This window comes from Methylomonas sp. HYX-M1 (assembly GCF_040741385.1).
GTDB classification, from domain to species: Bacteria; Pseudomonadota; Gammaproteobacteria; order Methylococcales; family Methylomonadaceae; genus Methylomonas; species Methylomonas rhizoryzae.
In genome coordinates this window covers 1,700,159-1,725,100 of sequence record NZ_CP160405.1, presented here as the reverse complement: position 1 = coordinate 1,725,100, position 24,942 = coordinate 1,700,159, and the positions used below count along the sequence as shown (strand labels likewise).

Sequence of the window (24,942 nt, the reverse complement as noted above, 5' to 3'; positions counted from 1 at the left end):
AGGCATTATTCCTCGGCTTCCACGCTGGGAGGCGCTTGATCCAACGGCAGGGTGAAACTAAAGGCCGCCCCGCCTTCCGCCCGGTTGCGGGCAACAATTCGGCCACCGTGAATTTCGACGATGGCTCGGCAAATGGCCAGTCCCAACCCGACCCCGCTTTGCGCGCTTTCATGGCGTGCCTGATAAAATTTCTCGAACAACCGTTCTTCCTGGCCTTTGGGAATACCGGGACCATGATCCAGCACGGCAATTTCGGCCGAGGTTTCGCCGATCTCGGCGACAATCTCCAAAGCGCTCCCGACGGGCGTATAGCGCACCGCGTTTTCCAACAGATTGATCAACACCTGCTCTATCATCACCGCATCGGCCAACACCATCGGAATGCCTTCCGGCAGTTTGACCCTGACCGGCCGGCCGGCCAATTGACCATGCAATTGGGTCAGCGCGGTGCCAATGATTTCTTCCAGCGGATACCATTGTTTATTCAATTCCAGTAACCCGGTCTCCAATTTGGCCATGTCCAGAATGCTATTGACCAGATTGGACATCCGTTCGGCCTCGTCGACAATGCCCTGTCCCAGTTCGATTCGGTCTGCGGGCCGTAATTTCTCGTCATTTTGGACGATGGCGCTGGCCGAGCCGATAATGGTGGCCAGTGGCGTGCGCAAATCGTGAGAAATCGCGCTCAGCAGCGAATTGCGCAAGCGCTCGGCTTCCATTTGCATTAAGGTCGAGCGGGCCTGTTCGGAAAAGCGGATTCTGGCAACAGCCTGGCCGATCTGACGTAAAAAGGTTTCCAACAGTTTTTGTTGTTCCGGCAAAAATACCCGACGCAGATTGACCGGCAATAACGCTAACACACCCAACACCTTATCTTCATTATGGATAGGGAAATAGACGGCCGAAGCACCCGGCAACGTATTGGTACCTTGACCTGCGATTTCATTGTGGTCGAAAACCCATTGCGCCACGCTCAAATCGGCGCCCAGCAACGATTCGGCAAGGGCTTGCTTGTTCGGAAACACCATGCGCCCCTGGCTATTGGGAAACAATATCACGTTGCGGCTGCTGAATTCCGAATAGAGATGCTTGACGGCAACCCGCATCACCTCCTCTTCCGATTGACTGCTGCTGAGCTCCTTGCTCATGGAGTACAGCGCCGCGGCCCGGCGTTCTCGATGCGCGGCCACTTTAGCCTGCGAACGCACGTTGGCGGTCAAGCTGCTAATCACGATTCCGACCACCAATAAGGCCAGCAAGGTAATGAGATATTGGCTATCCGAAACGGACAGACTGTAAAAAGGCTGCACGAATAAAAAATCGAAACAAGCGACGCTCAGCACGGAAGCCAAAATGGACGGCCCGCGTCCGAACCGGGTGGCGATGAACACCACGCCCAACAAGTAAACCATGACCAAATTGGCCAACTCCAGGCGGCCTATCATCAAACGGCCGAGTATCGTGCTCAACACCGTAACCGCAACGGCCCAAAAATAACCCGCATAGCGCCGCTTGGTCTTGGAAGGGATACGTTGTTTCAAACCCGGCAAAGAGCTTTTTCTAAATAGCGACAGTTCCGGCTGGCTGTCACCGCGCTCCCGTGTTTGCGGGCTGCCCAGCAAGTAAATATTGATATTGTGGGCACGGCTGATCAAGGCATCCACCACCGATCCCAATATCCAACGCCGCCAACCGCGCCGACTGGGTTTACCGATCACGATCTTGCTGATATTGCGTTCGCGGGAAAAGCGAATCAAGGCCGTGCTCATCTCCGGCGCACTAAGGGTCACGGTTTCCGCGCCGAGTTGCTCGGCCAGGCGCAGGATGCGCAGCACGCCGTCGCGCTTTTCGGCCGGCATCCGTTGCAATTGCGGGGTTTCCACATAAGCGACTATCCATTCGGCGCGCAGGCTGTTGGCCAAACGCTTGCCGGCCCGTACCAGGCGCTCGGCCAATTCGTTAGGACCTATACACACCAGGATACGGTCGCCGACCTGCCAAACCTCGCGGATGGCGTTGTCTTCGCGGTAATCCAGCATTTGCGCGTCCACGCGATTGGCCGTTTGCCGCAACGACAATTCCCGCAAGGCAATCAAATTGCCTTTGCGGAAGAAATGATGGATGGCCTCCTGGGCCTGCTGCGGCAGGTACACCTTGCCTTCCTTAAGGCGCAGCAGCAATTCGTCCGGCGGCAAATCCACCAGTTCCACTTCGTCGGCATCTTCGAAAAACGTGTCCGGCACGGTTTCCCAAACCCGAATACCGGAAATCTGACCAATATCGTCGTTCAGGCTTTCCAGATGCTGCACGTTCAAGGCGCTATACACGTCGATACCGGCATCCAGCAATTCGTGAATATCCTGCCAGCGTTTGGGATGGCGGGAACCCGGCGCATTGGAATGCGCCAGCTCATCGACCAAAATGATGGCCGGGCGCCGCTTCAGCGCCGCATCCAGATCGAACTCCTGCAGCACCGTGCCTTTGTATTCGATTTTACGCAAAGGCAATACTTCCAGGCCCTCCAGTAGGGCTTTGGTTTCCTTGCGGCCGTGGGTTTCCACCACGCCGACCACCACGTCCAGATTTTCGGCCCGCCGTTCCCTGGCGGCCAACAGCATCGCAAAGGTTTTGCCGACGCCTGCCGCCGCGCCGAAAAAAATTTTCAAGCGGCCACGCCGGGCTCTGGCTTGATCGCGCTCGACACGGGCGAGTAATTGATCGGGGTCTGGACGTTCGTTGTTCATGACTGTCTTTGCCGGCGCGGAAAAAATGGAACAACATAAGTTTACGAACAAGCCGGTAAAAATATCGTAAAGATTGCGGGGTAAACAGGCATGAATTTGCCCAAGCGGCCGGCACAACCGCCGAAATGGGGCGCTGGATTTGTTTGCGCGCACATCCGCCGCCCCGTTGCCTTCTACCGCGCATTCTGATTCAATGCAGACCGATTCGATGACCGCGTCACGCGGCCGCCCGTCCTCAATGATAAACGGAAAGGAAATTTATATGCAGATCAATAAATTATCGTATCGAAGAGCATTTTCGGGTGGATATACGGTTAACTATCTAATTTCTTGTTAGGTTTCATACCGAAAAATCGAGGCGTCGGCGATGAAAGACCCAGTGGCAGTGCTCCTGAGAGGGGCCGATCTTCTCCAGCCTATGCTGAGCGAAGCGGGATTCACATTCTCCATAACCGACCATGGCAAAAGCTCCGGCGGAAACTATGCCCAAGGAGCATTCCGGAAAAGACGCCGAGCACTTTCGCTCAGCTACCGACATTCTCTGGGGAATGTTGCCTATTCGGTAGGAGAGGTCACACTGTCCCATGAAGATTACATGTGGGCCTGTGGCGTCACCGCACAATATCCGGGATTCTCATACGACGACTTGCTCCCGTTTGAACACTTGAGAGCAGATCTTGTTTCGGCCGGTGAGGCCTTCCTTGTGCAGCCTGAAGCCGCGTTTGAGCGCCTTTTCGAGAAGTGCCAGGCAAGACCGCCGAAGCGAGGGTTTCGCGCCCTTGGAGAACCGAGATGAAACCTAACCAGCCGTTGGAGCCGACGCCTCCGCGCTGCGCGCTCCGGCGCGGCTCAACGGCACGTTATGCCTCACGGAGAATTATGTGTAATGACTAAATACAAAGGTTCCTGCCATTGCGGAAGGGTTCGCTTCGAGATTGAAGCTGAAATAGATCACGTGCGCGTTTGCGATTGCTCTATTTGTAAAAAACGTGGGGCCTTGAATCATCGGATTCCGAAAGAGAAACTAAATTTGCTTACTCCATGGGAAGACCTTGTTTTGTATCAATGGGGAAGCAAAACGGCGAAAGATTTCTTTTGTCCCACTTGCGGCATCCTGCCTTTCAGACGCCCAAGCGATCCAACGCCTGAAGAAATCCTCGAAGGCTCCAAGCCTTTCGATGGATGGGCGGTCAATGTCCGGTGCTTGGAAGGTATAGATTTGGACTCGATTCCCATCAAAAAAGTGTATGGAAGTAACATCAAACATCACGCATACCGTGACGCTCGCTCCGGTTAGCTTGGCGTTAGGCGGAATCCAACACCAGCGGAGTTGTCTGCAATGGAAAATCGAGTCAACCTAGGCAAGGCGGCCCCGGATTTATATCAAGCTGTTGTCGCTATTGATCGTCTAGCAAATGAATACGCCGCATCTGCTGGAATTACTGAAGGGCTCGCGCACTTGTTGAGGCTTCGTGCATCTCAACTCAATCAGTGTGCGTTCTGTATCAGGCTTCACACTCGAGATGCACTGGCTTGCGGCGAGTCCAACGACCGCATCAGCATCTTACCAGCATGGCGCGAAACGCAATATTTTACTGAGAAAGAACGCGCGGCCCTCGCGCTTACCGAGGCGGTGACGCTAGTTGCTGAGGGGCAGGTTCCCGAGTCCGTATACAACGAAGCTGCAGCCGTTCTGTCAACTGAAGAAATTGCGGCAGTCGAGTGGCTCGGTGTCGTGATCAATGCTTGGAACCGGATTGCGATCCCAAGTCGTTATCCAGTCCGGTAAGGTGGGCACGATTTAGGCCCACCCGGCACTCACGGCCCATGGTGGGCAAATTGCCCACCATGGGCCTGAATTAACCAGAGCTTCCTTACTGTAATGTTATGGCACGCGACGCGTACCCTTGGCTGCCGATATTGCAGCTTTATGACGATACAATGCCGGTCGCCCGACCAATTCCCGTTATCATGTCCGCTCTTCGTTCAGATCTGTTCCGCAACATGCTTAATGCCGCCCAACTAAAATCCCTGTCGGTGTTCGCGATATTCGCGATCGTCGGTTTCGGTCCGATTTCTCCCGGTTGTTTAATCGGCATGTTTGTCGTGGCCAAGCGTCCGGACTGGTTTCGCCGGCTAGTGCGGGGCATCTACGACTATCCGCACGATATAGATTTCGTAACTGCCGCCGAAACCCGCGGAGCGCGAATCAAAACCTTCGCCAGTCTGGCGACGCTGTTCGTGATCGACATCGCGCCGGTACCGGTCACACCGGTGGTCGCCTTTGCGATCATCCTGAGCCGGCCGCGCTGGTTTTACCGGACGGTCAGGCGAATTTACGGACAAGCCATTTGATGATGCCTGGAGGGTGTTCATTTCCGGCCGGCTCGGCCTGCTGCCTTTACTCTGAAAGTCACTAGGCGGCCGCCCAAAACACTAGCGACAGAACAGCGTCGACTTTCATTTGCCGGGGCGATTGCCATGCCTTCATGATCGTTAGATAAACGTTGCCAGGCGGCCGATCAGAACGAACGGTCAAAACTAAAAAGACAGGATAGAAACACGCTATGCTGGCCGGCGATCAGCTCGTCCCGCCCGCCGTATCTGAAAAAGCCGCCTTGGCTGCCGGAGGAGTCGTCATAGCGATATTCGCTACGCAAGGCTATCGCGGCCGAATCCAACGGGATTTTGTATTCCAGGGTTGCGGTGACGGATTTGATCAACTGGCGATTGCCGGTCAGGCGGCCGTCGCCGTCCCAGTAAATTTCCGGACGCAGCGCCACACTCCAGGGGCCATCGACATGCCAGCGGCTGAACAAGGCCGACCCCATCCACAACACTTGTTTGCCGGCTTGCTCTACCACCCGCTCGGTACCCACGTCGTAGGCCAAGGCCACCGTCACGTCCTCGCCGGACCACTGTACGATCGAATCGGAAAAATAGCGCCAGTTGGCGGTATCGGTTTGTTTCTGTTCCGGGCCGGCAAACAGGTTTTGGGTCAGTTTCCAGCCGGGCGCAAATTGCCAGGCCAGTTGCCCGGCATATTTGGGCTGATCGCTGCGGTAGGCCAGATAGTCGTAGTCGCTGACCAGGTACAAACTGACGCTCAAATCCCGGGCAACGGCGTATTGACCGCCCATGCCGATCAGCAAATAAGGCGAATAATCGGCTATCCAGGAACGGGTGTAGTTGAAATTATCCTTGGCATAGAGCGACTCGAAACCGATAAAGCTGTTCATCAAGCCCGCAGTCAAGCTCAAACCGTTGCCGATCGGCGCCAGATAACTGACATTGGCGCGCGACAGATAACGCAGAATACTGTAGCCGGGCAAACGGTCGCTGCCCGGCACCTGGCCGTCGGTGTCGTAACCGGCATGAGCGCCAATATCCACGCCCCAGCGCGAGTTTTCCGAAGCCAATTTCCTTAGGTAAAACATACCCATATTCGGGCTGAATGCGTTCAAGCGCATCGTCGTCGCCTTGCTGCGAAAGGCCAACCGGTCGCCGCTCTGAAACGCGTTGGCGTAACTCAAATCGATGGCGGCACCCATTTGCCAGTCCCCGGCAACGGCGGTTGGGACAGTGGCTGCCAGCATCAGCAAGGTGGTCATACCGATTGGAGCCCGCTTGAAACGCATATTCACGAACTTGTTCCCGTGCTCACGATTTGCCGACCCGATCCAGCGCCAGATTCAATTGCAACACGTTGACCCTGGGTTCGCCGAATACGCCCCATTGCCGGCCTTCGCTATGGGCTGCGATCAACTCCCGAATTTTGCTCTCATCGATTTTTCGCCGCTTGGCAATGCGTTGGACTTGGTATTGCGCCGCCGCCGGACTGATATGCGGATCCAGGCCGCTGGCGGAAGCGGTGACCAGATCGACCGGGATCGGTAAGTGATTACCGGGATCGACGTCCTTCAATGCCCGAATCCTGGCGGCAACGGCTTCGCTCAAGGCCGGATTGGTCGGCCCCAGGTTGGAACCGCCGGAGGCGGCGGCGTTGTAAGGATAGTTTGCGGTGGCCGACGGCCGGCTCCAAAAGTATTGCGGATCGCTGAAGCTTTGCCCGATCAGGCTTGAACCGACCACCTCGCCTTGGGAATTTTTGATCAGACTGCCGTTGGCTTGCTCGGCAAATACGGTTTGGGCGACCAGGGTCACCAAGGCCGGATAAACAACGCCGGTGGCCAGGGTCAATAACAGCAGCATCAGCGCCGCGGGTCGTAAATAATTGGACATGTTCGCTCCTTACACCCAATTCATAGCAACCAAAAATAAATCGATTGCCTTGATGCCGATGAACGGCACGATCAAGCCGCCGACGCCGTAGACCAGCAAGTTGTTGTGCAGCAGTTGCTCGGCGCCGACCGGGCGGTATTTGATGCCTTTCAAGGCCAACGGAATCAGGGCGATGATGATCAAGGCATTGAATATCACCGCCGACAATATGGCACTGGCCGGCGTGGCCAGGTGCATCACGTTCAGCACGTTCAATACCGGATAAGTCGTCGCGAACGCGGCCGGAATGATGGCGAAATATTTGGCGACGTCGTTGGCGATGCTGAAGGTGGTCAGCGCGCCGCGGGTCATCAGCATCTGCTTGCCGGTTTCGACGATTTCGATCAGCTTGGTCGGATTGGAATCCAGATCGACCATGTTGCCGGCCTCCTTGGCGGCCTGGGTGCCGCTGTTCATCGCCACCGCCACGTCTGCTTGCGCCAGCGCCGGGGCGTCGTTGGTGCCGTCGCCGGTCATCGCCACCAGGCGGCCTTCGGCCTGGTGCTGGCGGATCAGCGCCAACTTGGCCTCGGGGGTGGCTTCAGCCAGAAAATCGTCGACGCCGGCTTCGGCGGCAATCGCCGCGGCGGTCAGCCGGTTGTCGCCGGTTATCATGATGGTCTTGATGCCCATTTGCCGCAATTCGATGAAGCGCTCCTTGATGCCGCCCTTGACGATGTCTTTCAGCTCGATCACGCCCAGAGCCTTGTCGCCTTCCGCCACCACCAACGGCGTGCTGCCGCGCCGAGCCACGTCGTCGACCAGGGTTTTCAGTTCGGCCGGCCATTTGCCGCCTTGGGTTTCGATGTGCTGGCGGATGGAATCGGCCGCGCCCTTGCGGATATGTCGGCACGGCTCGCCCGGTTTGTTGGGGTCGCCTGGCAAATTCACGCCGCTCATCCGGGTTTGGGCGCTGAAATGGACGAAGGTGGCGCCCAGAGAATGGATGTCGCGTTCGCGCAAACCGTACTTTTGCTTGGCCAGTATCACCACGCTGCGGCCCTCCGGGGTTTCGTCGGCCAGCGAGGCCAGTTGCGCGGCATCGGCCAAAACCGCCTCCTTGACGCCCTTGACCGGAAAGAAGCCGGAAGCTTGGCGGTTGCCCAGCGTGATGGTGCCGGTTTTATCGAGCAGCAATACATCGACGTCGCCGGCGGCTTCGACCGCGCGGCCGGAAGTAGCGATGACGTTTTTTTGCATCATCCGGCCGATACCGGCCACGCCGATGGCCGACAACAGGCCGCCGATGGTGGTCGGGATCAGGCAGACCAGCAATGCCACCAATACCGTGACGCTGATCGGGCGGCCGCTGCCGGCGGTTTCTACGCTGTAAATGGAAAACGGCAGCAAGCTGACGACCGCCATTAAAAACACCAGCGTCAAGGCCACCAACAAAATGGTCAGGGCGATTTCGTTCGGGGTTTTTTGGCGCTTGGCGCTTTCCACCATGCCGATCATCCGATCCAGAAAGCTTTCGCCGGGGTTGGTGGAAATGCGCACCACCAGCCAGTCGGACAGCACGCGGGTGCCGCCGGTCACCGAACTGAAGTCGCCGCCGGACTCGCGGATCACCGGGGCCGATTCGCCGGTAATCGCACTTTCGTCGACCGAGGCCACGCCTTCGATGACGTCGCCGTCACCGGGTACGAAGTCGCCGGCTTCGATCAGCACCACATCGCCCCTGCGCAAACTGGAGCCGGCGACTTTGCTGTAGTTGCTGCCGTATTTCGCTTCATCCAGCTTTTTGGCGGCAATGTCGCGCTTGGCGCTACGTAAAAACGCGGCTTGGGCTTTGCTGCGGCCTTCGGCGACCGCTTCGGCGAAATTGGCGAACAGCACGGTGAACCACAGCCATAGCGTAATCGCCAGACTGAAGCCGGCCGGTTCCTCGCCGCCGCCGTTCCAGGCTTGCAGCCACAATACGCTGGTCAGGATGCTGCCGAGATAAACCACGAACATCACCGGATTTTGCCATTGCCGGCGTGGCGTCAGTTTGGCAAAAGCACCGATAATCGCTTGTTGCAGGATTTGCGGGTCCATCAAGGACGTTGAAACGGGTTTGCTGGTCATGGAATGTCCCATCGCTTGTTAGTGTTGGCTGAGCATTTGTAAATGTTCGACGATCGGACCCAGGGCCAGTGCCGGCACGAAGGTCAAGGCGCCAACCATCAGCACGGTGATTATCAGCAACACCGCAAACAAGGGCGTATGCGTCGGCAGGGTGCCGGGACCGACCGGTACCGTCTTTTTGGCCGCCAACGAGCCGGCAATCGCCAGCACCGGAACCATCAGCCAATAGCGGGAGAACAGCATCGCCAACCCCAGCCAGAGGTTATAAAACGGCACGTTGGCCGACAAGCCGCCAAAGGCGCTGCCGTTGTTGTTGCCGGCCGACGACCAGGCGTAGAGCACTTCGCTGAAGCCGTGGGCACCGGGGTTGAAGATCGAGGCCTTGCCGGCGTCCAGCATCAGGCTCAATGCCGTGCCGCCCAGCACCATCAAGGGCGGGATCAAGATGACGATGGCGGCCATTTTCATCTCGAAGGCTTCGATCTTTTTGCCCAGGTACTCCGGGGTGCGGCCTATCATCAGGCCGGCGATGAACACGGCGACGATGGCAAACACGATCATGCCGTATAGGCCGGAGCCGACGCCGCCGAAAATCACCTCGCCGAGTTGCATCAGCCACATCGGCGCCAAACCGCCGAGCGGCGTGTAGGAATCGTGCATCGAGTTGACCGAGCCGTTCGAAGCAGCCGTCGTCGCTACCGCCCACAATCCGGAATTGACGATGCCGAAGCGGGTTTCCTTGCCTTCCATATTGCCGCCAGCTTGTTGCGCGCCGATACTTTGATCGATGCCCAACGCCGTCAGGGCCGGATTGCCGCGTTGTTCTGCCGGCACCGTGACGCACACCAAGGCGACGAACACCAAAGTCATCGCCGCCAAAATCGCCCAGCCCTGGCGGGTGTCGCCGACCATGAGCCCGAAGCTATAACACAGCGCCGCCGGGATCAGCAGGATCGCCAGCATTTCCAGGAAATTGGACAGCGGTGTCGGGTTTTCATACGGATGGGCGGAGTTGACGCTAAAGAAACCGCCACCGTTAGTGCCCAATTGCTTAATGGCGATTTGCGAGGCGGCAGGACCCAAGGCCAGGGTTTGTTTAGTCGGTTTGCCAGTTTGATTCTCCTCACCCCTACCCTCTCCAGCAGGAGAGGGAGCTAAACCCATAGACTTCGCATCAACCGTATTGTTCGAGGTTTCCAACAAGCTTACAGTCTGATACGGGTTGAAGGTTTGCACCACGCCCTGGCCGACCAGCACTAGGGCCAACACGAACGACAACGGCAGCAGGATATACAAGGTACTGCGGGTCAAATCGACCCAGAAATTGCCTATGCCCCGGGCGTTGCGGCGAGTGAAGCCGCGAATCAACGCGACCAATACCGCCATGCCGCTGGCCGCCGACAAAAAATTTTGCACACCCAACCCCAACATTTGCGTCAGATAGCTCATCGTGCTTTCCCCGCCGTAGCCTTGCCAGTTGGTATTGCTGGCAAAGCTGACCGCGGTATTGAAGGCCGAATCCGGGGGCACCGCCGGCAAGGCTTGCGGATTCAACGGCAGCACGTCTTGAAAGCGTTGCAACAGATAGACAGCCAGCAAGCCGAACAGGTTGAAGGCCAAGGCCGCCCAGGCATACTGCTGCCAGCGCATGTCTTGCTCGGGATCGACCCCGCTCAGACGGTAACACAGCCGCTCGACCCCGGCGAACCAGCGGTTCAATCCGACCGACTCGTCCTGGTAAACTCGCGCCATATAACTGCCCAGCGGTTTGGCTAGTGCAATCAACGCGATCAGATAACTAGCGATTTGCAAAAAACCCGGTCCGTTCATCAGAATTTCTCCGGGTAAAACAGCGCGACCAGCAGATAGACAAACACGGCCAAGGCCAGCCCGCCGCTTAACAGATAAATCCAGCTCATGCTTGCTCCCCGAGTGCGCCGCATCCCGTTACTAAAAATACACTAGCGATGAAGAAGACCGCCGTTAACAATAAATAGAGGACATCCATCGGATTCTCCTAATCACAAGATTGAAAGCTTTAACGGATGGTCAATATAAGGATTAGCCGATAAAAATGTCGTAAAAAAATGAACGACGGTTGTAAAGAACAGATAAAAGTTTCAGCGCCCCAGCTGCTGAACCGACGCAGCGCCCATGGTAAAAAATGCCGCAAACCCAAGGTATTGGGGGCAAAGGTTGATTAACGAATTGTCCAGCCAATAATTAAGGGGTGTGAAATTACCGACGTGAATGCGATCAAAGGCTGCTGCGCGTGCAATCGAGCGGTGTCCGAAATACCCGACATCCTTATCACTATCACACACACCAGGAGCGGCAGGTTCAAGCAGATAACGCCTTGATTTTAACTCCGCAAAACATTCCAACAGAACGTTGCGATGAATTTGGCCGGGGTAAGCCGGTCTGCCGGGTTAGGTTGCAGTGTCGGAATAATAACTGCGCCCTGTTAGGCATCTTCGACAAAACTAGGGAATTGAGCATTAGCGCCTTGGACCGCCGAGCCGAACAGGTCTGAATGCCGCCGATTCAGGCAACCAATCGCTTGGAAACCCGGACGCGTTAGGAACTACAGATGCCGGCGCTCAGGCAAGACTGCAACTCGGATTGGCCAAGCCATCGCCCTATCCGGCATCCAGGGTAAGGCTTTTGAAAAGTACTTCCTTGCAAACCCTCAAAACTTGCCTTTGTCTTGTTGATACTCCGGATGGTAAGGCCCGGCGGGAAGACCCTTTGGCGGTTGGAACGCCATGAAATTGGCTTGCCTGGCCAATGGCAAATAATCGGTGATCAGGGCATTGATTGCCGCTGAAATCGCCATCGCGATAGGATCGCTGCCACCGGAACTCTGTGCATAAGTTTGCTGGTTATGCCAAAGCACGGTGCCGGTCCTGGTGTCTTTTAGGACATATTCCATTTCCACTACGACCGACGATGCCAGTACCAAATACTTGGTACTCCAATCCCTGATCGTCACCAACAGCACCGCGTCGGCGCCGAACAGGTCGTAGAAGCGTTCGGCCGGTAATAAGTGAATATGTCCCGCTTCTACCAGCCCGAAATCGCGCAGAATCATGTCGGTCAAATACACCGGAAACACGTAATAGCCGCGTTCGGCCAGCGGTTGAGTGATAGTGGTGATGAAAACTGAATTGGCGGTTACTTCCGGCGACTCGTTGACCACCGGCACCACCACGATCGAACGGGGCGGATGTGCATAAAACGCGTCCAAATTAAGATGCTGCGGCGCGACGCACGCTTGCAACAGGCAGACGATTAACAGACTAAACCCAATTCTCATGGCGCGGCCCGCTGTTGCGTGGGAAGTACGGCGGTTTCGCTGTTCGGCTCCGGCGTTTTTCCCTGCTGCTGAATTTTCTCGATCAATTTGTTCATCAACGCCGTGGATTCCGGATACAGCGTGCGTTCTTTCTGAAAGTAGGCGATGGCGCTGGCTTTATCGCCGCGGGTGTACAATAAAAAACCGTAGTCGGCATACACACCCGGCGGCACGCGGCGCTGATGCTGCTCGGCTGCAGTAATCGTATCGCGCAAATAGGCATCGGTATGCTGACTGTTATTGTCGACATAGCGTTCGTAGAGACTGCTTTCGTAGTCCCCCCAATAAAACAAGCCTTGCGGCGCGCAGCCGGAAAGCGCCAACAGCATGGCGATTCCAATAGCGGACTCGCCAACATACCTTGTCCCGAGACGGTTAAGCATCATCCGCTTCCCTACTTTGAAAGGTTTACGGCTGGGCTTTGCCGCGTGCTTCCAAGGTACTGACCACGTTGTTGATCATATTCACAATGGCCGCATCGATGGCCTTGCCTTCCAGCGTCGAATCAAAGCCTGCCGTGCCGCCAAATCCCAGCGTCGCGGTCGAGGAGATCGACGCTTCGCCGCTGCCTTCCTGGCTATAGAACACTTGGCCGGTTTTAGGATCGACCAAGCGCAACACCACCCGCGCCCGCGCCCGTTGGGTTTTTTCCTTACCGATCAGCCAGACACCACCGGTGGTATCGCGGCCCAACTCCACCACCGAGCCCATGATCAAGGCATCGACGCCGAGCAGATTTTGTTTGAATTCCGGTTCGCTCTTGCCCATCAATTCGGCTTCGGATTTGAGTTTACTGATGTCCTGCCGCTCCACGACATTGAAATGCTGAGTTGCCATCAGATGGCGCGACAACAAATCGGCCGCCTGCTTGCCAATCCGATCGCCGGATTGATCGGTAAACAAGCCGCTGCCATAGACCGATTCGTTGGTAAAGCGGGACACCGCCACCGTCAGGCGGCTGGCTTGCGGCAACGGTGCAAAGGCCACTTGCGGGCCGCGGTCTTCGACGGCTTCATGGATGTCTCGACTTACACAACCGGTAAAGCTGATCAATGAGGCTGTCAATACCAGTGCGAAGGCATATTTCATACGGTTACCTTTGGAGTCAGTGGCTAGCACAAAAGCCAGCCGGGTAAATAACATGCATCTAAAACGGTTTAATAGCTAGCGTGTGAATCGCCATACTTTCAATTCGGCAGTAAAAAGCCGGACTACCAAAAATGACGTTAACGACGTCGAATTCGGCATTCCGGCTTTCCGAATTTAGGGACCCGCGACTTTCCGTCTCTACCTCACGATAGGTTTAGCTGCTCGTGTTTTGTGATTTCTACCACAAAGTTATTGGGTATTCTACTGAGTGTTTTTATCTACATCTAATGACAGTGGTTTTCTGAAACTAGCCAATTTCGACATGCGGATAGCCGCTATTTGGCAAATGATCCGGTCACTTATGGCCGAAAAATAGCATCGCTAGCCATGCCAAACGAATAACCGTATCGAATCACCCCACATCGCCCAAATAATCGTTCTTGCCGATTTCTAACCCGTTATGTCGCAGAATGGCATAGGTGATTGTGACGTGGAAATAAATATTTGGCAGCACGAAGTCTGTCAGGTAGGTTAAGCCGGTAAAGGTCGATGTCCGGTCATGCCTGGGTAGCAATATGGTATTGGCTTCAGCACCATCAATTTGCTCAGCCGTAAACGAATGGATATGTGCCAGCGTTTTATCAACGCGCTCGATCAACTCAAGAAGAGAGTTTTCAACATCGTCAAATTTGGGCGGTTCTTGTCCGGCTAATCGGGAAACGGCACCCTTGGCGACATCGCTGGCAATCTGCACTTGGCGCTTCAATGGGTACATATCGGGATATAGACGTGCGTTGATCAACACCGATGGATCAATCTTCTTAACCTCCGCATAATCGGACGCTTTTTCCAAAATCTGTCGTAATTGCGTCAGACTGCGAATGATCGGGGAAACTGTAATAACGTACATCGACAAAGACATCTGAAGGCTCCTGAGCGGGTGAATCATTCAAGCGCGTAGTGTAAGCCGCTTTATCAAAACGCGCGACAACATGCGAAATCGCATTTGGCTGCCTTGAGGTTAAACTACAGCGCATGACTTTTATTGAGATTTGCTATGGCCGAACAAAAGCCCGTCGGTAAAAAACACGCCAGCAGCACAAGCCAACCGTGCTTATACACCTTGCATATCGAGCTACGGCCCAGTGAAATACGTCCGCCGGTATGGCGAAGGCTGGAAGTCGATGGCCGTGTCAGCTTGGCGAAACTCCACCACTTTATTCAGGCTGCCTTTGGCTGGAGTGACTATCACTTACACCAATTTAAAATTCGGGACCAAATCTACGCGCTACCCGATCCCGAAGATGACCTGGGACTGTTGGACGAGCGCAAAGCCTATCTGAATCGCTTGCTGGCCACCAACGACACCATGCTCTATCGCTATGATCTGGGCGATAACTGGGAACATCTGGTCACCGTGGAAGACATTCGAAAAAATTTAGATAACGATCCCAAAGGTGGCGCCTGGGTGTTGGATGGGGCACGCGCCTGCCCACCGGAAGATGTCGGCGGCCCTGAGGGTTATGCCGATTTTCTGGAAGTATTGCAGGAAGGACCGGATTCTGAAGAAGCCGCATATTTACGTGCATGGGCTGATGGCGAATTTGACCCGGAGCGATTTGATCGGCGATTGGCTAACGCGGCAATCATGCGGATTTTGTTTAACCGGTGGGGCGGCAAATAACAACTTCTGATGTTTGCCGAGCAGTTATCTCCCGACACCTTTCAGATTTCATGGTTTGCTCGAGTTTGAAAATCACTGGGTAGCCTATGAGTCGGGAAACCTTGGCAACACGGCCAATGTCACATGTGATAATGAATGAAGGATGACCCAAGCAATGAAAAAAATAGTTTCCCTGTTGTCGGGACTTTGGCTGGCCGGATGTAGCGTGATGGGCATTAGAAATGCGCCGGAGCCCGAATACCAAGTCCTGTTGCGGGATGGCGAGTTCGAAATACGCGCTTACCCCTCCCTATTGGTGGCCGAAACCCTCGCCGCCGCCGACTACCCGGAAGCGGGTAGTATCGGTTTCAAGCGGCTGGCCGGCTATATTTTCGGCGGCAATACCCGTCGAGAAAAAGTGGTGATGACCACGCCGGTGCTTCGCGAAGCAGAAGGCGAAGAAATTGCAATGACCGCGCCGGTGCTGCAACAAACCGACGGGCGACTGTGGCGCATGTCATTCGTCATGCCCGCGGGCTATAGCCTGGAGACCTTGCCGATTCCGCTCGACACCCACGTCGAGTTGCATCAGCTACCGGCAAAAAAAGTGGCCGTTCTGCAATACAGCGGATCGCTGAGCGAAGGAGCCATTACCCGCAACAGTCAAAAATTGCTGGAATGGCTAAACCAACAATCATTCAAGCCGATTTCTTCAGCACGCTCAGCAGCCTACGATCCGCCGTGGACATTACCCATGCTGCGCCGCAACGAAATTCATGTCGACATTGAATAAGCCGCTATGCCTTCATTGTTTGCTGGTTGCCCACGGCAGTAAGCTCGAATCAAGAAATCAGAACACTTGAGGCGTTGCTGCGCGAAATGAAGCTTGCATTGGCAAACGACGCGATTGTGCTTTTTTCCCAATCGCCAAACCCACAATCGAGGAGCTGTTTTGTGTGTGATGGGGGACGGTTTTACCCTTTCGACGTTGCTGAAGCAAGCGCCGCAGCGGTTTATCAATTTTGGATCACCAGCTTGAAGCTCTCCGCCGGCAATAGGAGGAAGCCTGATCTTTTCATCAGAACATGACAATGTTCCCGGAATAATTTTCGCGAGTTCGTTAGCCTGACCTTGAACGAAACAATCAGAGATTTGTGTCATGTCAGCTACCGCTATCGATCCCTTGGTTTTAAATAGCTTATTCGACAACCAAAAAAAGTTGGATGATGTCTTTAATTCAATCTTCGACAATGACGATTGCTTTATCAGTAGCGTTTATACGGCGCCATCAGAGGACTGTGATTCGGCCTACGTCGCCAATCCTTCCTTCCCGCCAAAGCCCGGTCGGATAAGGGGAACGCTATTGTCGACCAGAGTGCGGCATCCCTTTTTTTATCTTCTACCACTGGTTCTGGAAATAGCCGCGATTTACTGGGTGGTCGCCAACGTTCTGTAAGGGCGTTGAACCCGCGCGGGTTTGTCGATTGGACTGCAATTAATCACCGGCCAGTCGGTGCCTGTAAGGTTGCGTCTTGTACAAGGTCATTTCCAAAAAATATTTCACCTCAAGTTTGTCAGCCAACCCATTGAAGTGAGCGGAATCGCCTTAGTCACGCAACAGCTTGTTGCGCCGTATCGACTTGAAATTTGAATAAAAACTGAAAGAATGCGCGCCATCGCCAACATGACTGGTTTGATGGAGGGCTTTATGAAAGTTTTATTAGTAGCTATAACCGTGCTTTTTTCTGCTGCCATTCTGCTGATCGCCGTTTTTCAGCTCATTCGCTTATGCGTTACCGAATTGGCTGCCTTTGTATTGGAGGCTTGGCGGAGTCCTGAACTGCCGTCGGCGCATTGATTTCAGATAGAAGCGTGTGGCCTTTGAATACCTAACGAGTTTTGTAAGGTTATTAATTCTACTTTGTCACATTTCGTTCTGGGAGGAAGAGTTCCGGCGATAGGAAGGTTAGCTCTAGGCGCTGTTAAGTATCCGCCCAATATCCTGAGCTTACGTGAAACCAATTATAGATATCAAATACTGCCAATACAGCGATAGGCATTAGAGCGCATGCGCTTACACCAGCCGTAGCCCTTTAAGGAGCACGGCTGGTAGAACCAATTTTTATGACTTTATTCTCGCAACACAAACCTAGTCGGTTTGCTAATTCCCTATTCCACCGTCACTGATTTCGCCAAGTTGCGCGGCTGGTCGACATCCGTGCCTTTGAGCACGGCGACGTGGTAGGACAAAAGTTGCAACGGAATCGTATAAATGATAGGTGAAACCATGTTGGCGACGCTGGGCATTTTGATGATTTGCACGTTGTCGCCGCCGGTTTCGGCCAAAGTTTCGTCCATGAACACGATCAATTGTCCGCCGCGCGCGCTAACTTCCTGGATATTGGATTTCAGTTTTTCCAACAACGTGTTGTTCGGCGCTACGGTGACGACCGGCATCTCCGCATCTATCAACGCCAAGGGGCCGTGCTTCAATTCGCCGGCCGGATAAGCTTCGGCGTGGATGTAGGAAATTTCCTTGAGCTTTAACGCTCCCTCCATTGCAATCGGGTAATGCGTACCGCGCCCCAGAAACAGCGCGTTGTGTTTATCGGCGAAACGCTGCGACAACACTTCTATGGCTTCGTCCAGCTTCAATACTTTTTCGATGTTGCCGGGCAGCGCGAACAGTTCGGAAACGATTTGATTTTCCAACTCCTTGCTAAGCTGAAAACGACGGCCGACCGCGATCAGCAACATCAACAATGCCACCAATTGCGTAGTAAAGGCCTTGGTCGAGGCGACGCCGATTTCCGGACCGGCGCGGGTCATCAACACCAGATCGGATTCTCGTACCAGCGAACTTTCCGGCACGTTGCAAATCACCAGCGAATGTTTGACGCCGAGTTGTTTGGCTTCCTGCAATGCGGCCAAGGTGTCGGCGGTTTCGCCGGATTGAGAGATGGTTACCACCAAAGTATCCGGGGAAATCACCGGGTTGCGGTAGCGAAATTCGCTGGCAACTTCGATGGCACACGGCACGCGGGCATGTTTTTCCAACCAGTAACGCGCTACCAAGCCGGCGTGATAGCTGGTGCCGCAAGCCAATATCAACACGGATTTGATGTGATCGAACACCTGCGCTGCGTTGTGACCGAACGCAGTATCCAACAAGCGGTTATCGATAAAGCGGCCTTCCAGGGTTTCGGAAATCGCCCACGACTGCTCGTGGATCTCTTTAAGCATGTAATGGCGGTACTTGCCTTTGTCCACCGAATCGGCTTTCAGTTGGCTTTCGATGACCGGACGCACCACGCGGCGGCCGCTTTGATCGAAAATAGTCGCGCCGTTGATGGTCAACTCGGCAATGTCGCCTTCTTCCAGGAAGATGAATCGCTGGGTCACCGGCAGCAACGCGGCAATATCGGAGGCGATGAAATATTCGCCGATGCCGATGCCGATGACCAGCGGACTGCCTTTACGGCAAGCCACCAGGATATCCGGCTGCTGGGCGAAGACCACGCCGAGCGCATAAGCGCCTTGCAAGGTTGCGACCGTGTTTTTTACGGCATCCAGCAAATTGGCCGAATTTTGCAGTTCCTCGGCAATTTTATGGGCAATGACTTCAGTATCGGTTTCAGAAGTAAACACATAGCCGTTTTGCTGCAAGGCGGTGCGCAGGGTTTCGTGATTTTCGATGATGCCGTTATGCACCACGGCTACCTGATCACGGCTAACGTGCGGATGAGCGTTTTGCGTGCTGGGTTTGCCGTGCGTCGCCCAACGGGTATGAGCAATGCCGATGCGGCCTTCGATGGGATCTTTGTCTATCAAAGCTTCCAAACCTTTGACCTTACCCAGTTCGCGCTTGCGAAAAATATCGTTATGGTTGATGACCGCCAAGCCGGCGGAATCGTACCCCCGGTATTCCAAGCGCTTCAGGCCTTCGATAAGAATAGGAACTACATTGCGTTGGGCTATGCCTGCGACGATGCCGCACATGGATCATTTCTCCTTTTTAACGGGACGCTGCCAACCGGCAACCGTAAATTGCTTGGATCGACTCAAAGTCAGTTGCTCTGCCGGCGCATCGCGAGTGATCGTCGAGCCGGCACCTATGGTCGCGTTTTTCCCCACTTTAACCGGGGCCACCAGCTGGGTGTCTGAACCGATGAAGGCGCCGTCTTCGATAACGGTTTTGAATTTATTGACGCCGTCGTAGTTGCAGGTAATGGTACCAGCGCCTACGTTCACTTTGGCACCGATTTCGCTGTCGCCTATGTAACTTAGGTGATTAACCTTGCTGCCACTACCTACGCTGGATTTTTTTACTTCCACGAAATTACCGATGTGAACGTGATCGGCCAGTTGGCTGTCCGGCCGCAAACGGGCAAACGGGCCTATACGGCAACCGCTACCGATGTGCGCGTCTTCGATGACGCAATTGGCTAAAACTTCGACATCGTCGCCGATTTCTGCATTTTTGATCAAACAATTCGGGCCGATTTTCACATTAGAACCAATTCGACACACGCCTTCGAATATGACGTTCACGTCTATGTCGACATCCTGCCCTATTTCGACCAACTCTCCACGCAAATCGAATCGGTTAGGATCCCGCAAGGTAACGCCGGACAACATTAGCCTATCCGCCTGTTCTTGTTGATATACCCGTTCCAAATGCGCGAGTTGCTGGCGATTATTGACGCCCAACACCTCGTCCGTCGTGCCGGCCTGACTGGTTTCTATGGTCAAACCGTCGTCAACCGCCATTTCGATCACGTCGGTCAAATAATATTCGCCCTGGGCATTGCTGTTGCTCAAGCCGGATAACCACTGCTTCAATTGCTTACCTTTACAGGCCAGAATGCCGGTGTTACCCTCGCCAATCTGCAGTTCCACTTCGTTGGCATCTTTTTGTTCGACGATTTTGATCACGGCGTGATCTTTATCGCGCACGATACGCCCGTAACCGGTTGGATCTTGCAACGTGACCGTTAGCAACGCCAGCGACGTGACACTGACATTTTTCAGCAGATTTTGCACGGTTTGGGCTTTTAACAGCGGCACATCGCCATACAAAATCAAAACGGTATCGGCGTCTTCCACGTAACCGATAGCCTGTTGAACCGCATGACCGGTCCCCAATTGTTGTTTTTGTTCGATCCAGACGGCATCCAGATGCGCAAGCTGTTGCTTGACGATATCGCCGCCATGACCGTAGACGATGTATACGGAATTTTCCGGAATGGCTAGGCTAGTGTCGTAAACGTGCTCCAACAACGGCTTATTGGCAATCCGGTGCAAGACTTTCGGCAATGCCGAGCGCATGCGGGTGCCTTGCCCTGCAGCGAGGATAATGGTTTTGATAGGCATGTCTGTTCCCAAAATGAAAAAAGCCCGATGACGCTAACGTTATCGGGCTTTGATACTGATGATAAAACCGGCGGGTTACGAACCGCGTTTTCTCAAGCGTTCCAAGGTTTTCAACTGCATCACGGCTTCCGCCAGTTGCGCCTGGGCAATAGCATAGTCTATCTTGCCGGACTTGTCGCTTAACATCTCCTCGGCACGCGCTTTAGCCTGCAAAGCTTGAGCTTCGTCGATGTCGCGGGCGCGAATGGCGGTATCCGCCAACACGGTCACCACATGCGGTTGCACTTCCAATAAACCGCCCGATACGAAAAACTCTTGGCTCTCCTTATCGCTGATTTTCACCCGCACCTCTCCCGGCTTTAAACGGGTGATCAACGGCGCGTGGCGGGGCGCGATACCCACTTCGCCCAATTCAGCAGGGGCGAACAGCATCTCCGCCAAACCGGAATACACTTCCTGCTCGGCGCTGACGATGTCGACGTGAATGGTCATTACCATATCTACTTACTCCTCTGCCGAGTCGGACTACATGTTTTTGGCTTTTTCAATCGCTTCGTCTATGGTGCCGACCATATAGAACGCTTGCTCGGGCAAGTGGTCATATTCGCCGCTGATGATTCCCCTAAAACCGGCGATGGTGTCTTTCAAAGACACGTACTTGCCGGGAGAACCGGTAAATACCTCGGCGACGAAGAAGGGTTGCGACAAGAAACGTTGGATTTTACGCGCGCGGGCTACGGTCAATTTGTCTTCTTCCGACAATTCGTCCATACCCAGGATGGCGATGATGTCGCGCAGTTCTTTGTAGCGCTGCAAAATACCTTGTACCGAACGGGCGGTGTCGTAATGCTCTTGTCCGATCACCAAAGGGTCCAGCTGGCGGCTGGTGGAATCCAAAGGATCAATCGCCGGATAAATCCCCAACTCGGCGATTTGCCGTGACAACACCACCGTCGCGTCCAAGTGAGCGAAAGTGGTAGCAGGCGATGGGTCGGTCAAGTCGTCGGCCGGTACGTATACCGCCTGGATAGAAGTAATGGAACCGGTTTTGGTTGAAGTAATCCGCTCTTGCAGTACCCCCATCTCTTCCGCCAATGTCGGTTGGTAACCTACCGCGGACGGCATCCGGCCCAACAGCGCCGATACTTCGGTACCGGCCAGGGTATAACGGTAAATGTTATCGACGAAAAACAATACGTCGCGACCTTCGTCGCGGAAGTATTCGGCCATGGTCAGACCGGTCAACGCTACGCGCAGACGGTTGCCGGGCGGCTCGTTCATCTGTCCGTACACCAGCGATACTTTGTCGATAACGTTGGAATCGGTCATTTCGTGGTAGAAGTCGTTACCTTCGCGAGTACGCTCGCCCACGCCGGCGAACACCGAGTAACCGCTGTGCTCGATCGCGATGTTGCGGATCAATTCCATCATGTTGACAGTTTTACCTACGCCGGCACCGCCGAACAGGCCGACTTTGCCGCCTTTGGCGAACGGGCAAACCAAGTCTATAACCTTGATGCCGGTTTCCAACAATTCGTTGGCCGGAGCTTGTTCGTCGTAGGATGGCGCACTACGGTGTATCGTCCACTTGTCTTCTTCGCCTATCGGGCCTTTTTCGTCGATGGCGTCGCCCAGCACATTCATGATACGGCCCAAAGTGGCTTTACCGACCGGTACTTTAATGGCATCGCCAGTGTTGCTGACGTCTACGCCGCGGCTCAAGCCGTCGGTAGAGCCCATCGCAATGGTACGCACCACGCCGTCACCCAATTGTTGCTGAACTTCCAGGACCAGACCGCCCGCGACGTTCAGTGCGTCGTATACCTTAGGCATACTTTCACGCGGAAACTCGACGTCTACGACCGCCCCGATAATCTGAACGATTTTACCCAAACTCATTATGTCGTCCTCTATATAAACTTTCTGAAACTTGTAAATGCGTTAAACGGCTGCGGCACCGGCGACGATTTCCGAGATTTCCTGCGTAATGGCCGCCTGTCTGGCTTTGTTGTAGACCAGCTGCAACTCTTTAATGATGTTTCCGGCGTTATCGGATGCACTTTTCATGGCCACCATACGCGCCGCCTGCTCGCAAGCATTGTTTTCGACTACGCCTTGATAAACGATGGATTCCACATAACGCTGCAGCAAATGATCAAGCACCTCTTTAGCGCCCGGCTCGTACAGATAGTCCCAGATTCCTTTCAAATCGTCTTCCAGATCGCCGGCGATTACCGGCAACAGCTGAGTTCTAACCGGTTTTTGCGTCATCGTGTTCACGAATTCGTTATTGAACACGTACAGCTGATCGATAGCACCAGTCTCGTAAGCGTCCAGCATCACTTTAATAACGCCGACGATGTCGATTTGGTGCGGCGTATCGCCCAATTTGACGACTTGGCCTATTATCCGCGCGTTGATGCCGCTGAAAAATTGGGCCGCCTTGCTGCCGATCACACAAACGTCGATTTCGAGGTTTTGCGCATTCCACTGCTGCATATGATTCAGCACGGAACGAAACAGGTTGGCGTTCAAACCGCCGCACAACCCCCTATCCGAACTGACCACAATAACTCCGACCCTTTTAACCTCACGTTCCAGCATGTAAGGATGTTTGTATTCCGGATTGGCGTGCGCCAGATGGTTGATGATCTGACTAATTTTTTTGGAATATGGGCGAGTGGCCTGCATGCGATCCTTAGTTTTACGCATTTTACTCGCGGCCACCATTTCCATGGCGCGGGTGATCTTTTGAGTATTTTTGATACTCGCAATCTTGCTACGTATTTCTTTGCCAACAGCCATCGATGATCCTTTTACCAGCTACTCGTTTTGACGAAGCGTTCAATAGCGGCATGCATGCCTTTTTGAATGTCGTCGTTGTAGTCGCCTTTCTCGTTGATCTTGGCCATCAGTTCGGCTTCTTCGGCTTTCATGAATGACATTAATGCCGCTTCGAAATCGCGCACTTTTTTGACTTCGATACTATCCAGGAAACCGGCGTTTGCAGCGTAAAGCGATACCGCCATTTCCGCGACTGACATCGGCGCGTATTGGTGCTGCTTCATCAATTCAGTGACTCGCTGACCACGCTCGATTTGTTTTCGAGTGCTTTCGTCCAAATCCGAAGCAAACTGAGCGAAGGCCGCCAATTCTCTGAATTGCGCCAAGTCCAGACGAATACCGCCGCCCAGCTTTTTGATGATCTTGGTTTGCGCCGCGCCGCCAACCCGCGATACCGACAAGCCGGCGTTAACTGCAGGACGAATACCGGAGTTGAACAAACCGGTTTCCAGGAATATCTGGCCGTCGGTGATCGAAATCACATTGGTCGGTACGAACGCGGACACGTCGCCGCCTTGAGTTTCGATAATCGGTAGCGCAGTCAACGAACCGGTTTTGCCTTTGACTTTGCCGCCGGTCAATTTCTCGACTTCATCGGCATTGATACGTGCGGCGCGTTCCAGCAAGCGCGAGTGAATGTAGAACACGTCGCCGGGGTAAGCTTCGCGGCCCGGAGGGCGGCGCAGCAGCAAGGAAATTTGCCGATAAGCCCAGGCTTGTTTGGTCAAATCGTCATAAATAATCAGCGCATCTTCACCTTTGTCGCGAAAATATTCGCCCATAGAGCAACCGGTGTAAGGCGCGATAAATTGCAACGCGGCGGATTCGGAAGCCGATGCCACGACGATGATGGTGTGATCCATCGCGCCGTGTTCTTCCAATTTGCGGACTACGTTAGCAATCGACGAGCGTTTTTGACCGATCGCCACGTAAATGCATTTAATTCCGGTGCCTTTTTGGTTGATGATCGCATCGATCGCAATCGCGGTTTTACCGGTTTGGCGGTCGCCAATGATCAACTCCCGTTGGCCGCGGCCGATAGGAATCATGGAATCGATAGGCTTCAAACCGGTTTGTACCGGTTGGTCTACCGATTGGCGGGCAATAACGCCTGGTGCAATCTTTTCGATCGGAGACGTCAAATCGGTGTCGATGGGACCTTTGCCGTCGATAGGATTACCCAAGGCATCGACTACGCGGCCGAGCAGAGCATCGCCAACCGGCACTTCCAAAATGCGGCCGGTACATTTGACCGTATCGCCCTCGGAAATATGTTGGTATGCGCCCAACATGACCACACCGACGGAGTCTCTTTCCAGGTTCAATGCCATGCCGTAAGAACCGCCAGGAAATTCCAGCATCTCGCCCTGCATGGCGTCCGACAAACCATGTACACGAACGATACCGTCGGTTACGCTAACTACGGTACCTTCCGAATGCGCCTCCAATTGGGCGTCGAAATTCTCGATCTTCTTCTTGATCAGATCACTTATTTCAGATGGATTTAATTGCATTTTATTTTC

The 24,942-nt window shown here is 54.2% G+C and carries 24 protein-coding genes and 1 riboswitch; of the genes, 7 read left to right on the top strand and 17 right to left on the bottom strand.

Translation table 11 applies throughout. The features are described from left to right. Positions 1–5 precede the first annotated feature (5 nt). Positions 6–2,744, bottom strand: coding sequence for a DUF4118 domain-containing protein (locus AB0A83_RS07960; RefSeq protein WP_367155954.1), 2,739 nt, complete (start codon positions 2,742–2,744; stop codon positions 6–8). Between the two features lie 886 nt (positions 2,745–3,630). On the opposite strand from AB0A83_RS07960, the gene AB0A83_RS07955 reads away from it, so the two are divergent. The 3 genes from AB0A83_RS07955 to AB0A83_RS07945 all read left to right on the top strand — a co-directional run bounded on the left by AB0A83_RS07955 (position 3,631) and on the right by AB0A83_RS07945 (position 5,099). Next, entirely contained in the window at positions 3,631–4,041 is a 411-nt protein-coding gene (locus tag AB0A83_RS07955; protein ID WP_367155953.1) for a GFA family protein, read from the top strand. A gap of 42 nt (positions 4,042–4,083) precedes the next feature. Next, positions 4,084–4,533, top strand: coding sequence for a carboxymuconolactone decarboxylase family protein (locus AB0A83_RS07950; protein WP_367155952.1), 450 nt, complete (start codon positions 4,084–4,086; stop codon positions 4,531–4,533). Between the two features lie 215 nt (positions 4,534–4,748). After that, entirely contained in the window at positions 4,749–5,099 is a 351-nt protein-coding gene (locus AB0A83_RS07945; RefSeq protein ID WP_367155951.1) for a hypothetical protein, read from the top strand. A gap of 167 nt (positions 5,100–5,266) precedes the next feature. On the opposite strand, the gene AB0A83_RS07940 is transcribed toward AB0A83_RS07945, so the two are convergent. From AB0A83_RS07940 to AB0A83_RS07900, 9 genes are all read right to left on the bottom strand, one after another. Continuing rightward, positions 5,267–6,382 (bottom strand): outer membrane beta-barrel protein, encoded by a 1,116-nt coding sequence (locus AB0A83_RS07940; RefSeq protein WP_367156154.1) that lies wholly within the window; start codon positions 6,380–6,382, stop codon positions 5,267–5,269. A 22-nt stretch (positions 6,383–6,404) separates the two neighbouring features. After that, complete coding sequence (kdpC, locus tag AB0A83_RS07935; protein ID WP_367155950.1) at positions 6,405–6,986, bottom strand: potassium-transporting ATPase subunit KdpC; 582 nt, start codon at positions 6,984–6,986, stop codon at positions 6,405–6,407. 9 nt (positions 6,987–6,995) lie between these two features. After that, a complete protein-coding gene (gene kdpB / locus AB0A83_RS07930) occupies positions 6,996–9,095 on the bottom strand; it encodes a potassium-transporting ATPase subunit KdpB (RefSeq protein WP_367155949.1) in 2,100 nt (699 codons plus the stop codon). Between the two features lie 18 nt (positions 9,096–9,113). Next, complete coding sequence (gene kdpA / locus AB0A83_RS07925) at positions 9,114–10,925, bottom strand: potassium-transporting ATPase subunit KdpA (RefSeq protein ID WP_367155948.1); 1,812 nt, start codon at positions 10,923–10,925, stop codon at positions 9,114–9,116. Beyond that, the gene (locus AB0A83_RS07920) at positions 10,925–11,014 is read right to left on the bottom strand and encodes a potassium-transporting ATPase subunit F (protein ID WP_140911723.1); all 90 of its coding nucleotides are present in this window, start codon (positions 11,012–11,014) and stop codon (positions 10,925–10,927) included. Before AB0A83_RS07920 ends, kdpA begins: the two co-directional genes overlap by 1 nt. Positions 11,015–11,784: 770 nt before the next feature. After that, positions 11,785–12,411, bottom strand: a complete 627-nt coding sequence (locus tag AB0A83_RS07915; RefSeq protein ID WP_150047752.1) for a GNA1162 family protein — start codon at positions 12,409–12,411, stop codon at positions 11,785–11,787. Next, a complete protein-coding gene (locus tag AB0A83_RS07910; protein WP_367155947.1) occupies positions 12,408–12,779 on the bottom strand; it encodes a DUF4810 domain-containing protein in 372 nt (123 codons plus the stop codon). Before AB0A83_RS07910 ends, AB0A83_RS07915 begins: the two co-directional genes overlap by 4 nt. Before the next feature lie 79 nt (positions 12,780–12,858). Beyond that, on the bottom strand, positions 12,859–13,539 hold the full coding sequence (locus tag AB0A83_RS07905) for a CsgG/HfaB family protein (RefSeq protein WP_150047750.1): 681 nt from the start codon (positions 13,537–13,539) through the stop codon (positions 12,859–12,861). A 151-nt stretch (positions 13,540–13,690) separates the two neighbouring features. Beyond that, positions 13,691–13,768, bottom strand: a riboswitch (cyclic di-GMP riboswitch). Positions 13,769–13,951: 183 nt separating this feature from the next. Continuing rightward, on the bottom strand, positions 13,952–14,461 hold the full coding sequence (locus AB0A83_RS07900; protein ID WP_367155946.1) for a DUF1993 family protein: 510 nt from the start codon (positions 14,459–14,461) through the stop codon (positions 13,952–13,954). 135 nt (positions 14,462–14,596) lie between these two features. Between AB0A83_RS07900 and AB0A83_RS07895 the strand changes: the two genes are divergently transcribed. Together AB0A83_RS07895 and AB0A83_RS07890 are read left to right on the top strand one after the other, a co-directional pair. Then, on the top strand, positions 14,597–15,223 hold the full coding sequence (locus AB0A83_RS07895) for a plasmid pRiA4b ORF-3 family protein (protein WP_150047748.1): 627 nt from the start codon (positions 14,597–14,599) through the stop codon (positions 15,221–15,223). Positions 15,224–15,377: 154 nt separating this feature from the next. After that, positions 15,378–15,995, top strand: coding sequence for a heme-binding protein (locus AB0A83_RS07890; protein ID WP_150047747.1), 618 nt, complete (start codon positions 15,378–15,380; stop codon positions 15,993–15,995). On the opposite strand, the gene AB0A83_RS07885 is transcribed toward AB0A83_RS07890, so the two are convergent. Continuing rightward, positions 15,977–16,363, bottom strand: coding sequence for a hypothetical protein (locus AB0A83_RS07885; protein WP_367155945.1), 387 nt, complete (start codon positions 16,361–16,363; stop codon positions 15,977–15,979). The genes AB0A83_RS07890 and AB0A83_RS07885 overlap by 19 nt on opposite strands. Between AB0A83_RS07885 and AB0A83_RS07880 the strand changes: the two genes are divergently transcribed. Further along, positions 16,362–16,658: a hypothetical protein gene (locus tag AB0A83_RS07880; RefSeq protein ID WP_150047745.1), complete on the top strand. Its 297-nt coding sequence runs from the start codon at positions 16,362–16,364 to the stop codon at positions 16,656–16,658. The two genes, AB0A83_RS07885 and AB0A83_RS07880, sit on opposite strands and share 2 nt — an antisense overlap. Positions 16,659–16,868: 210 nt before the next feature. Further along, on the top strand, positions 16,869–17,060 hold the full coding sequence (locus AB0A83_RS07875; RefSeq protein WP_150047744.1) for a hypothetical protein: 192 nt from the start codon (positions 16,869–16,871) through the stop codon (positions 17,058–17,060). A gap of 311 nt (positions 17,061–17,371) precedes the next feature. Here the strand turns inward: AB0A83_RS07875 and glmS are convergent, their stop codons facing one another. The 6 genes from glmS to atpA all read right to left on the bottom strand — a co-directional run bounded on the left by glmS (position 17,372) and on the right by atpA (position 24,933). Continuing rightward, complete coding sequence (glmS, locus tag AB0A83_RS07870; RefSeq protein WP_150047743.1) at positions 17,372–19,201, bottom strand: glutamine--fructose-6-phosphate transaminase (isomerizing); 1,830 nt, start codon at positions 19,199–19,201, stop codon at positions 17,372–17,374. 3 nt (positions 19,202–19,204) lie between these two features. Beyond that, positions 19,205–20,575, bottom strand: coding sequence for a bifunctional UDP-N-acetylglucosamine diphosphorylase/glucosamine-1-phosphate N-acetyltransferase GlmU (gene glmU, locus AB0A83_RS07865; protein WP_150047742.1), 1,371 nt, complete (start codon positions 20,573–20,575; stop codon positions 19,205–19,207). A gap of 75 nt (positions 20,576–20,650) precedes the next feature. Further along, complete coding sequence (locus tag AB0A83_RS07860; RefSeq protein ID WP_150047741.1) at positions 20,651–21,073, bottom strand: F0F1 ATP synthase subunit epsilon; 423 nt, start codon at positions 21,071–21,073, stop codon at positions 20,651–20,653. Between the two features lie 27 nt (positions 21,074–21,100). Further along, complete coding sequence (gene atpD, locus AB0A83_RS07855) at positions 21,101–22,474, bottom strand: F0F1 ATP synthase subunit beta (RefSeq protein ID WP_150047740.1); 1,374 nt, start codon at positions 22,472–22,474, stop codon at positions 21,101–21,103. A 42-nt stretch (positions 22,475–22,516) separates the two neighbouring features. Beyond that, positions 22,517–23,380 (bottom strand): F0F1 ATP synthase subunit gamma, encoded by an 864-nt coding sequence (gene atpG / locus AB0A83_RS07850; RefSeq protein ID WP_150047739.1) that lies wholly within the window; start codon positions 23,378–23,380, stop codon positions 22,517–22,519. A gap of 11 nt (positions 23,381–23,391) precedes the next feature. Beyond that, positions 23,392–24,933, bottom strand: a complete 1,542-nt coding sequence (atpA, locus tag AB0A83_RS07845; RefSeq protein WP_150047738.1) for a F0F1 ATP synthase subunit alpha — start codon at positions 24,931–24,933, stop codon at positions 23,392–23,394. Between the last annotated feature and the right edge of the window lie 9 nt (positions 24,934–24,942).

What these genes read in the sequence shown, in the direction of transcription:
- glmS (WP_150047743.1), bottom strand. Translation starts at nt 19,201, where the DNA reads ATGTGCGGCATCGTCGCAGGCATAGCCCAACGCAATGTAGTTCCTATT.
- kdpC (WP_367155950.1), bottom strand. Translation starts at nt 6,986, where the DNA reads ATGTCCAATTATTTACGACCCGCGGCGCTGATGCTGCTGTTATTGACC.
- AB0A83_RS07915 (WP_150047752.1), bottom strand. Translation starts at nt 12,411, where the DNA reads ATGAGAATTGGGTTTAGTCTGTTAATCGTCTGCCTGTTGCAAGCGTGC.
- atpG (WP_150047739.1), bottom strand. Translation starts at nt 23,380, where the DNA reads ATGGCTGTTGGCAAAGAAATACGTAGCAAGATTGCGAGTATCAAAAAT.
- AB0A83_RS07905 (WP_150047750.1), bottom strand. Translation starts at nt 13,539, where the DNA reads ATGAAATATGCCTTCGCACTGGTATTGACAGCCTCATTGATCAGCTTT.
- AB0A83_RS07940 (WP_367156154.1), bottom strand. Translation starts at nt 6,382, where the DNA reads ATGCGTTTCAAGCGGGCTCCAATCGGTATGACCACCTTGCTGATGCTG.
- AB0A83_RS07920 (WP_140911723.1), bottom strand. Translation starts at nt 11,014, where the DNA reads ATGAGCTGGATTTATCTGTTAAGCGGCGGGCTGGCCTTGGCCGTGTTT.
- kdpB (WP_367155949.1), bottom strand. Translation starts at nt 9,095, where the DNA reads ATGACCAGCAAACCCGTTTCAACGTCCTTGATGGACCCGCAAATCCTG.
- AB0A83_RS07895 (WP_150047748.1), top strand. Translation starts at nt 14,597, where the DNA reads ATGGCCGAACAAAAGCCCGTCGGTAAAAAACACGCCAGCAGCACAAGC.
- AB0A83_RS07880 (WP_150047745.1), top strand. Translation starts at nt 16,362, where the DNA reads ATGTCAGCTACCGCTATCGATCCCTTGGTTTTAAATAGCTTATTCGAC.
- AB0A83_RS07890 (WP_150047747.1), top strand. Translation starts at nt 15,378, where the DNA reads ATGAAAAAAATAGTTTCCCTGTTGTCGGGACTTTGGCTGGCCGGATGT.
- AB0A83_RS07910 (WP_367155947.1), bottom strand. Translation starts at nt 12,779, where the DNA reads ATGCTGTTGGCGCTTTCCGGCTGCGCGCCGCAAGGCTTGTTTTATTGG.
- atpD (WP_150047740.1), bottom strand. Translation starts at nt 22,474, where the DNA reads ATGAGTTTGGGTAAAATCGTTCAGATTATCGGGGCGGTCGTAGACGTC.
- kdpA (WP_367155948.1), bottom strand. Translation starts at nt 10,925, where the DNA reads ATGAACGGACCGGGTTTTTTGCAAATCGCTAGTTATCTGATCGCGTTG.
- glmU (WP_150047742.1), bottom strand. Translation starts at nt 20,575, where the DNA reads ATGCCTATCAAAACCATTATCCTCGCTGCAGGGCAAGGCACCCGCATG.
- AB0A83_RS07960 (WP_367155954.1), bottom strand. Translation starts at nt 2,744, where the DNA reads ATGAACAACGAACGTCCAGACCCCGATCAATTACTCGCCCGTGTCGAG.
- AB0A83_RS07860 (WP_150047741.1), bottom strand. Translation starts at nt 21,073, where the DNA reads ATGGTAATGACCATTCACGTCGACATCGTCAGCGCCGAGCAGGAAGTG.
- AB0A83_RS07950 (WP_367155952.1), top strand. Translation starts at nt 4,084, where the DNA reads ATGGAAAATCGAGTCAACCTAGGCAAGGCGGCCCCGGATTTATATCAA.
- AB0A83_RS07945 (WP_367155951.1), top strand. Translation starts at nt 4,749, where the DNA reads ATGCTTAATGCCGCCCAACTAAAATCCCTGTCGGTGTTCGCGATATTC.
- AB0A83_RS07955 (WP_367155953.1), top strand. Translation starts at nt 3,631, where the DNA reads ATGACTAAATACAAAGGTTCCTGCCATTGCGGAAGGGTTCGCTTCGAG.
- AB0A83_RS07875 (WP_150047744.1), top strand. Translation starts at nt 16,869, where the DNA reads ATGCGCGCCATCGCCAACATGACTGGTTTGATGGAGGGCTTTATGAAA.
- AB0A83_RS07885 (WP_367155945.1), bottom strand. Translation starts at nt 16,363, where the DNA reads ATGACACAAATCTCTGATTGTTTCGTTCAAGGTCAGGCTAACGAACTC.
- AB0A83_RS07900 (WP_367155946.1), bottom strand. Translation starts at nt 14,461, where the DNA reads ATGTCTTTGTCGATGTACGTTATTACAGTTTCCCCGATCATTCGCAGT.
- atpA (WP_150047738.1), bottom strand. Translation starts at nt 24,933, where the DNA reads ATGCAATTAAATCCATCTGAAATAAGTGATCTGATCAAGAAGAAGATC.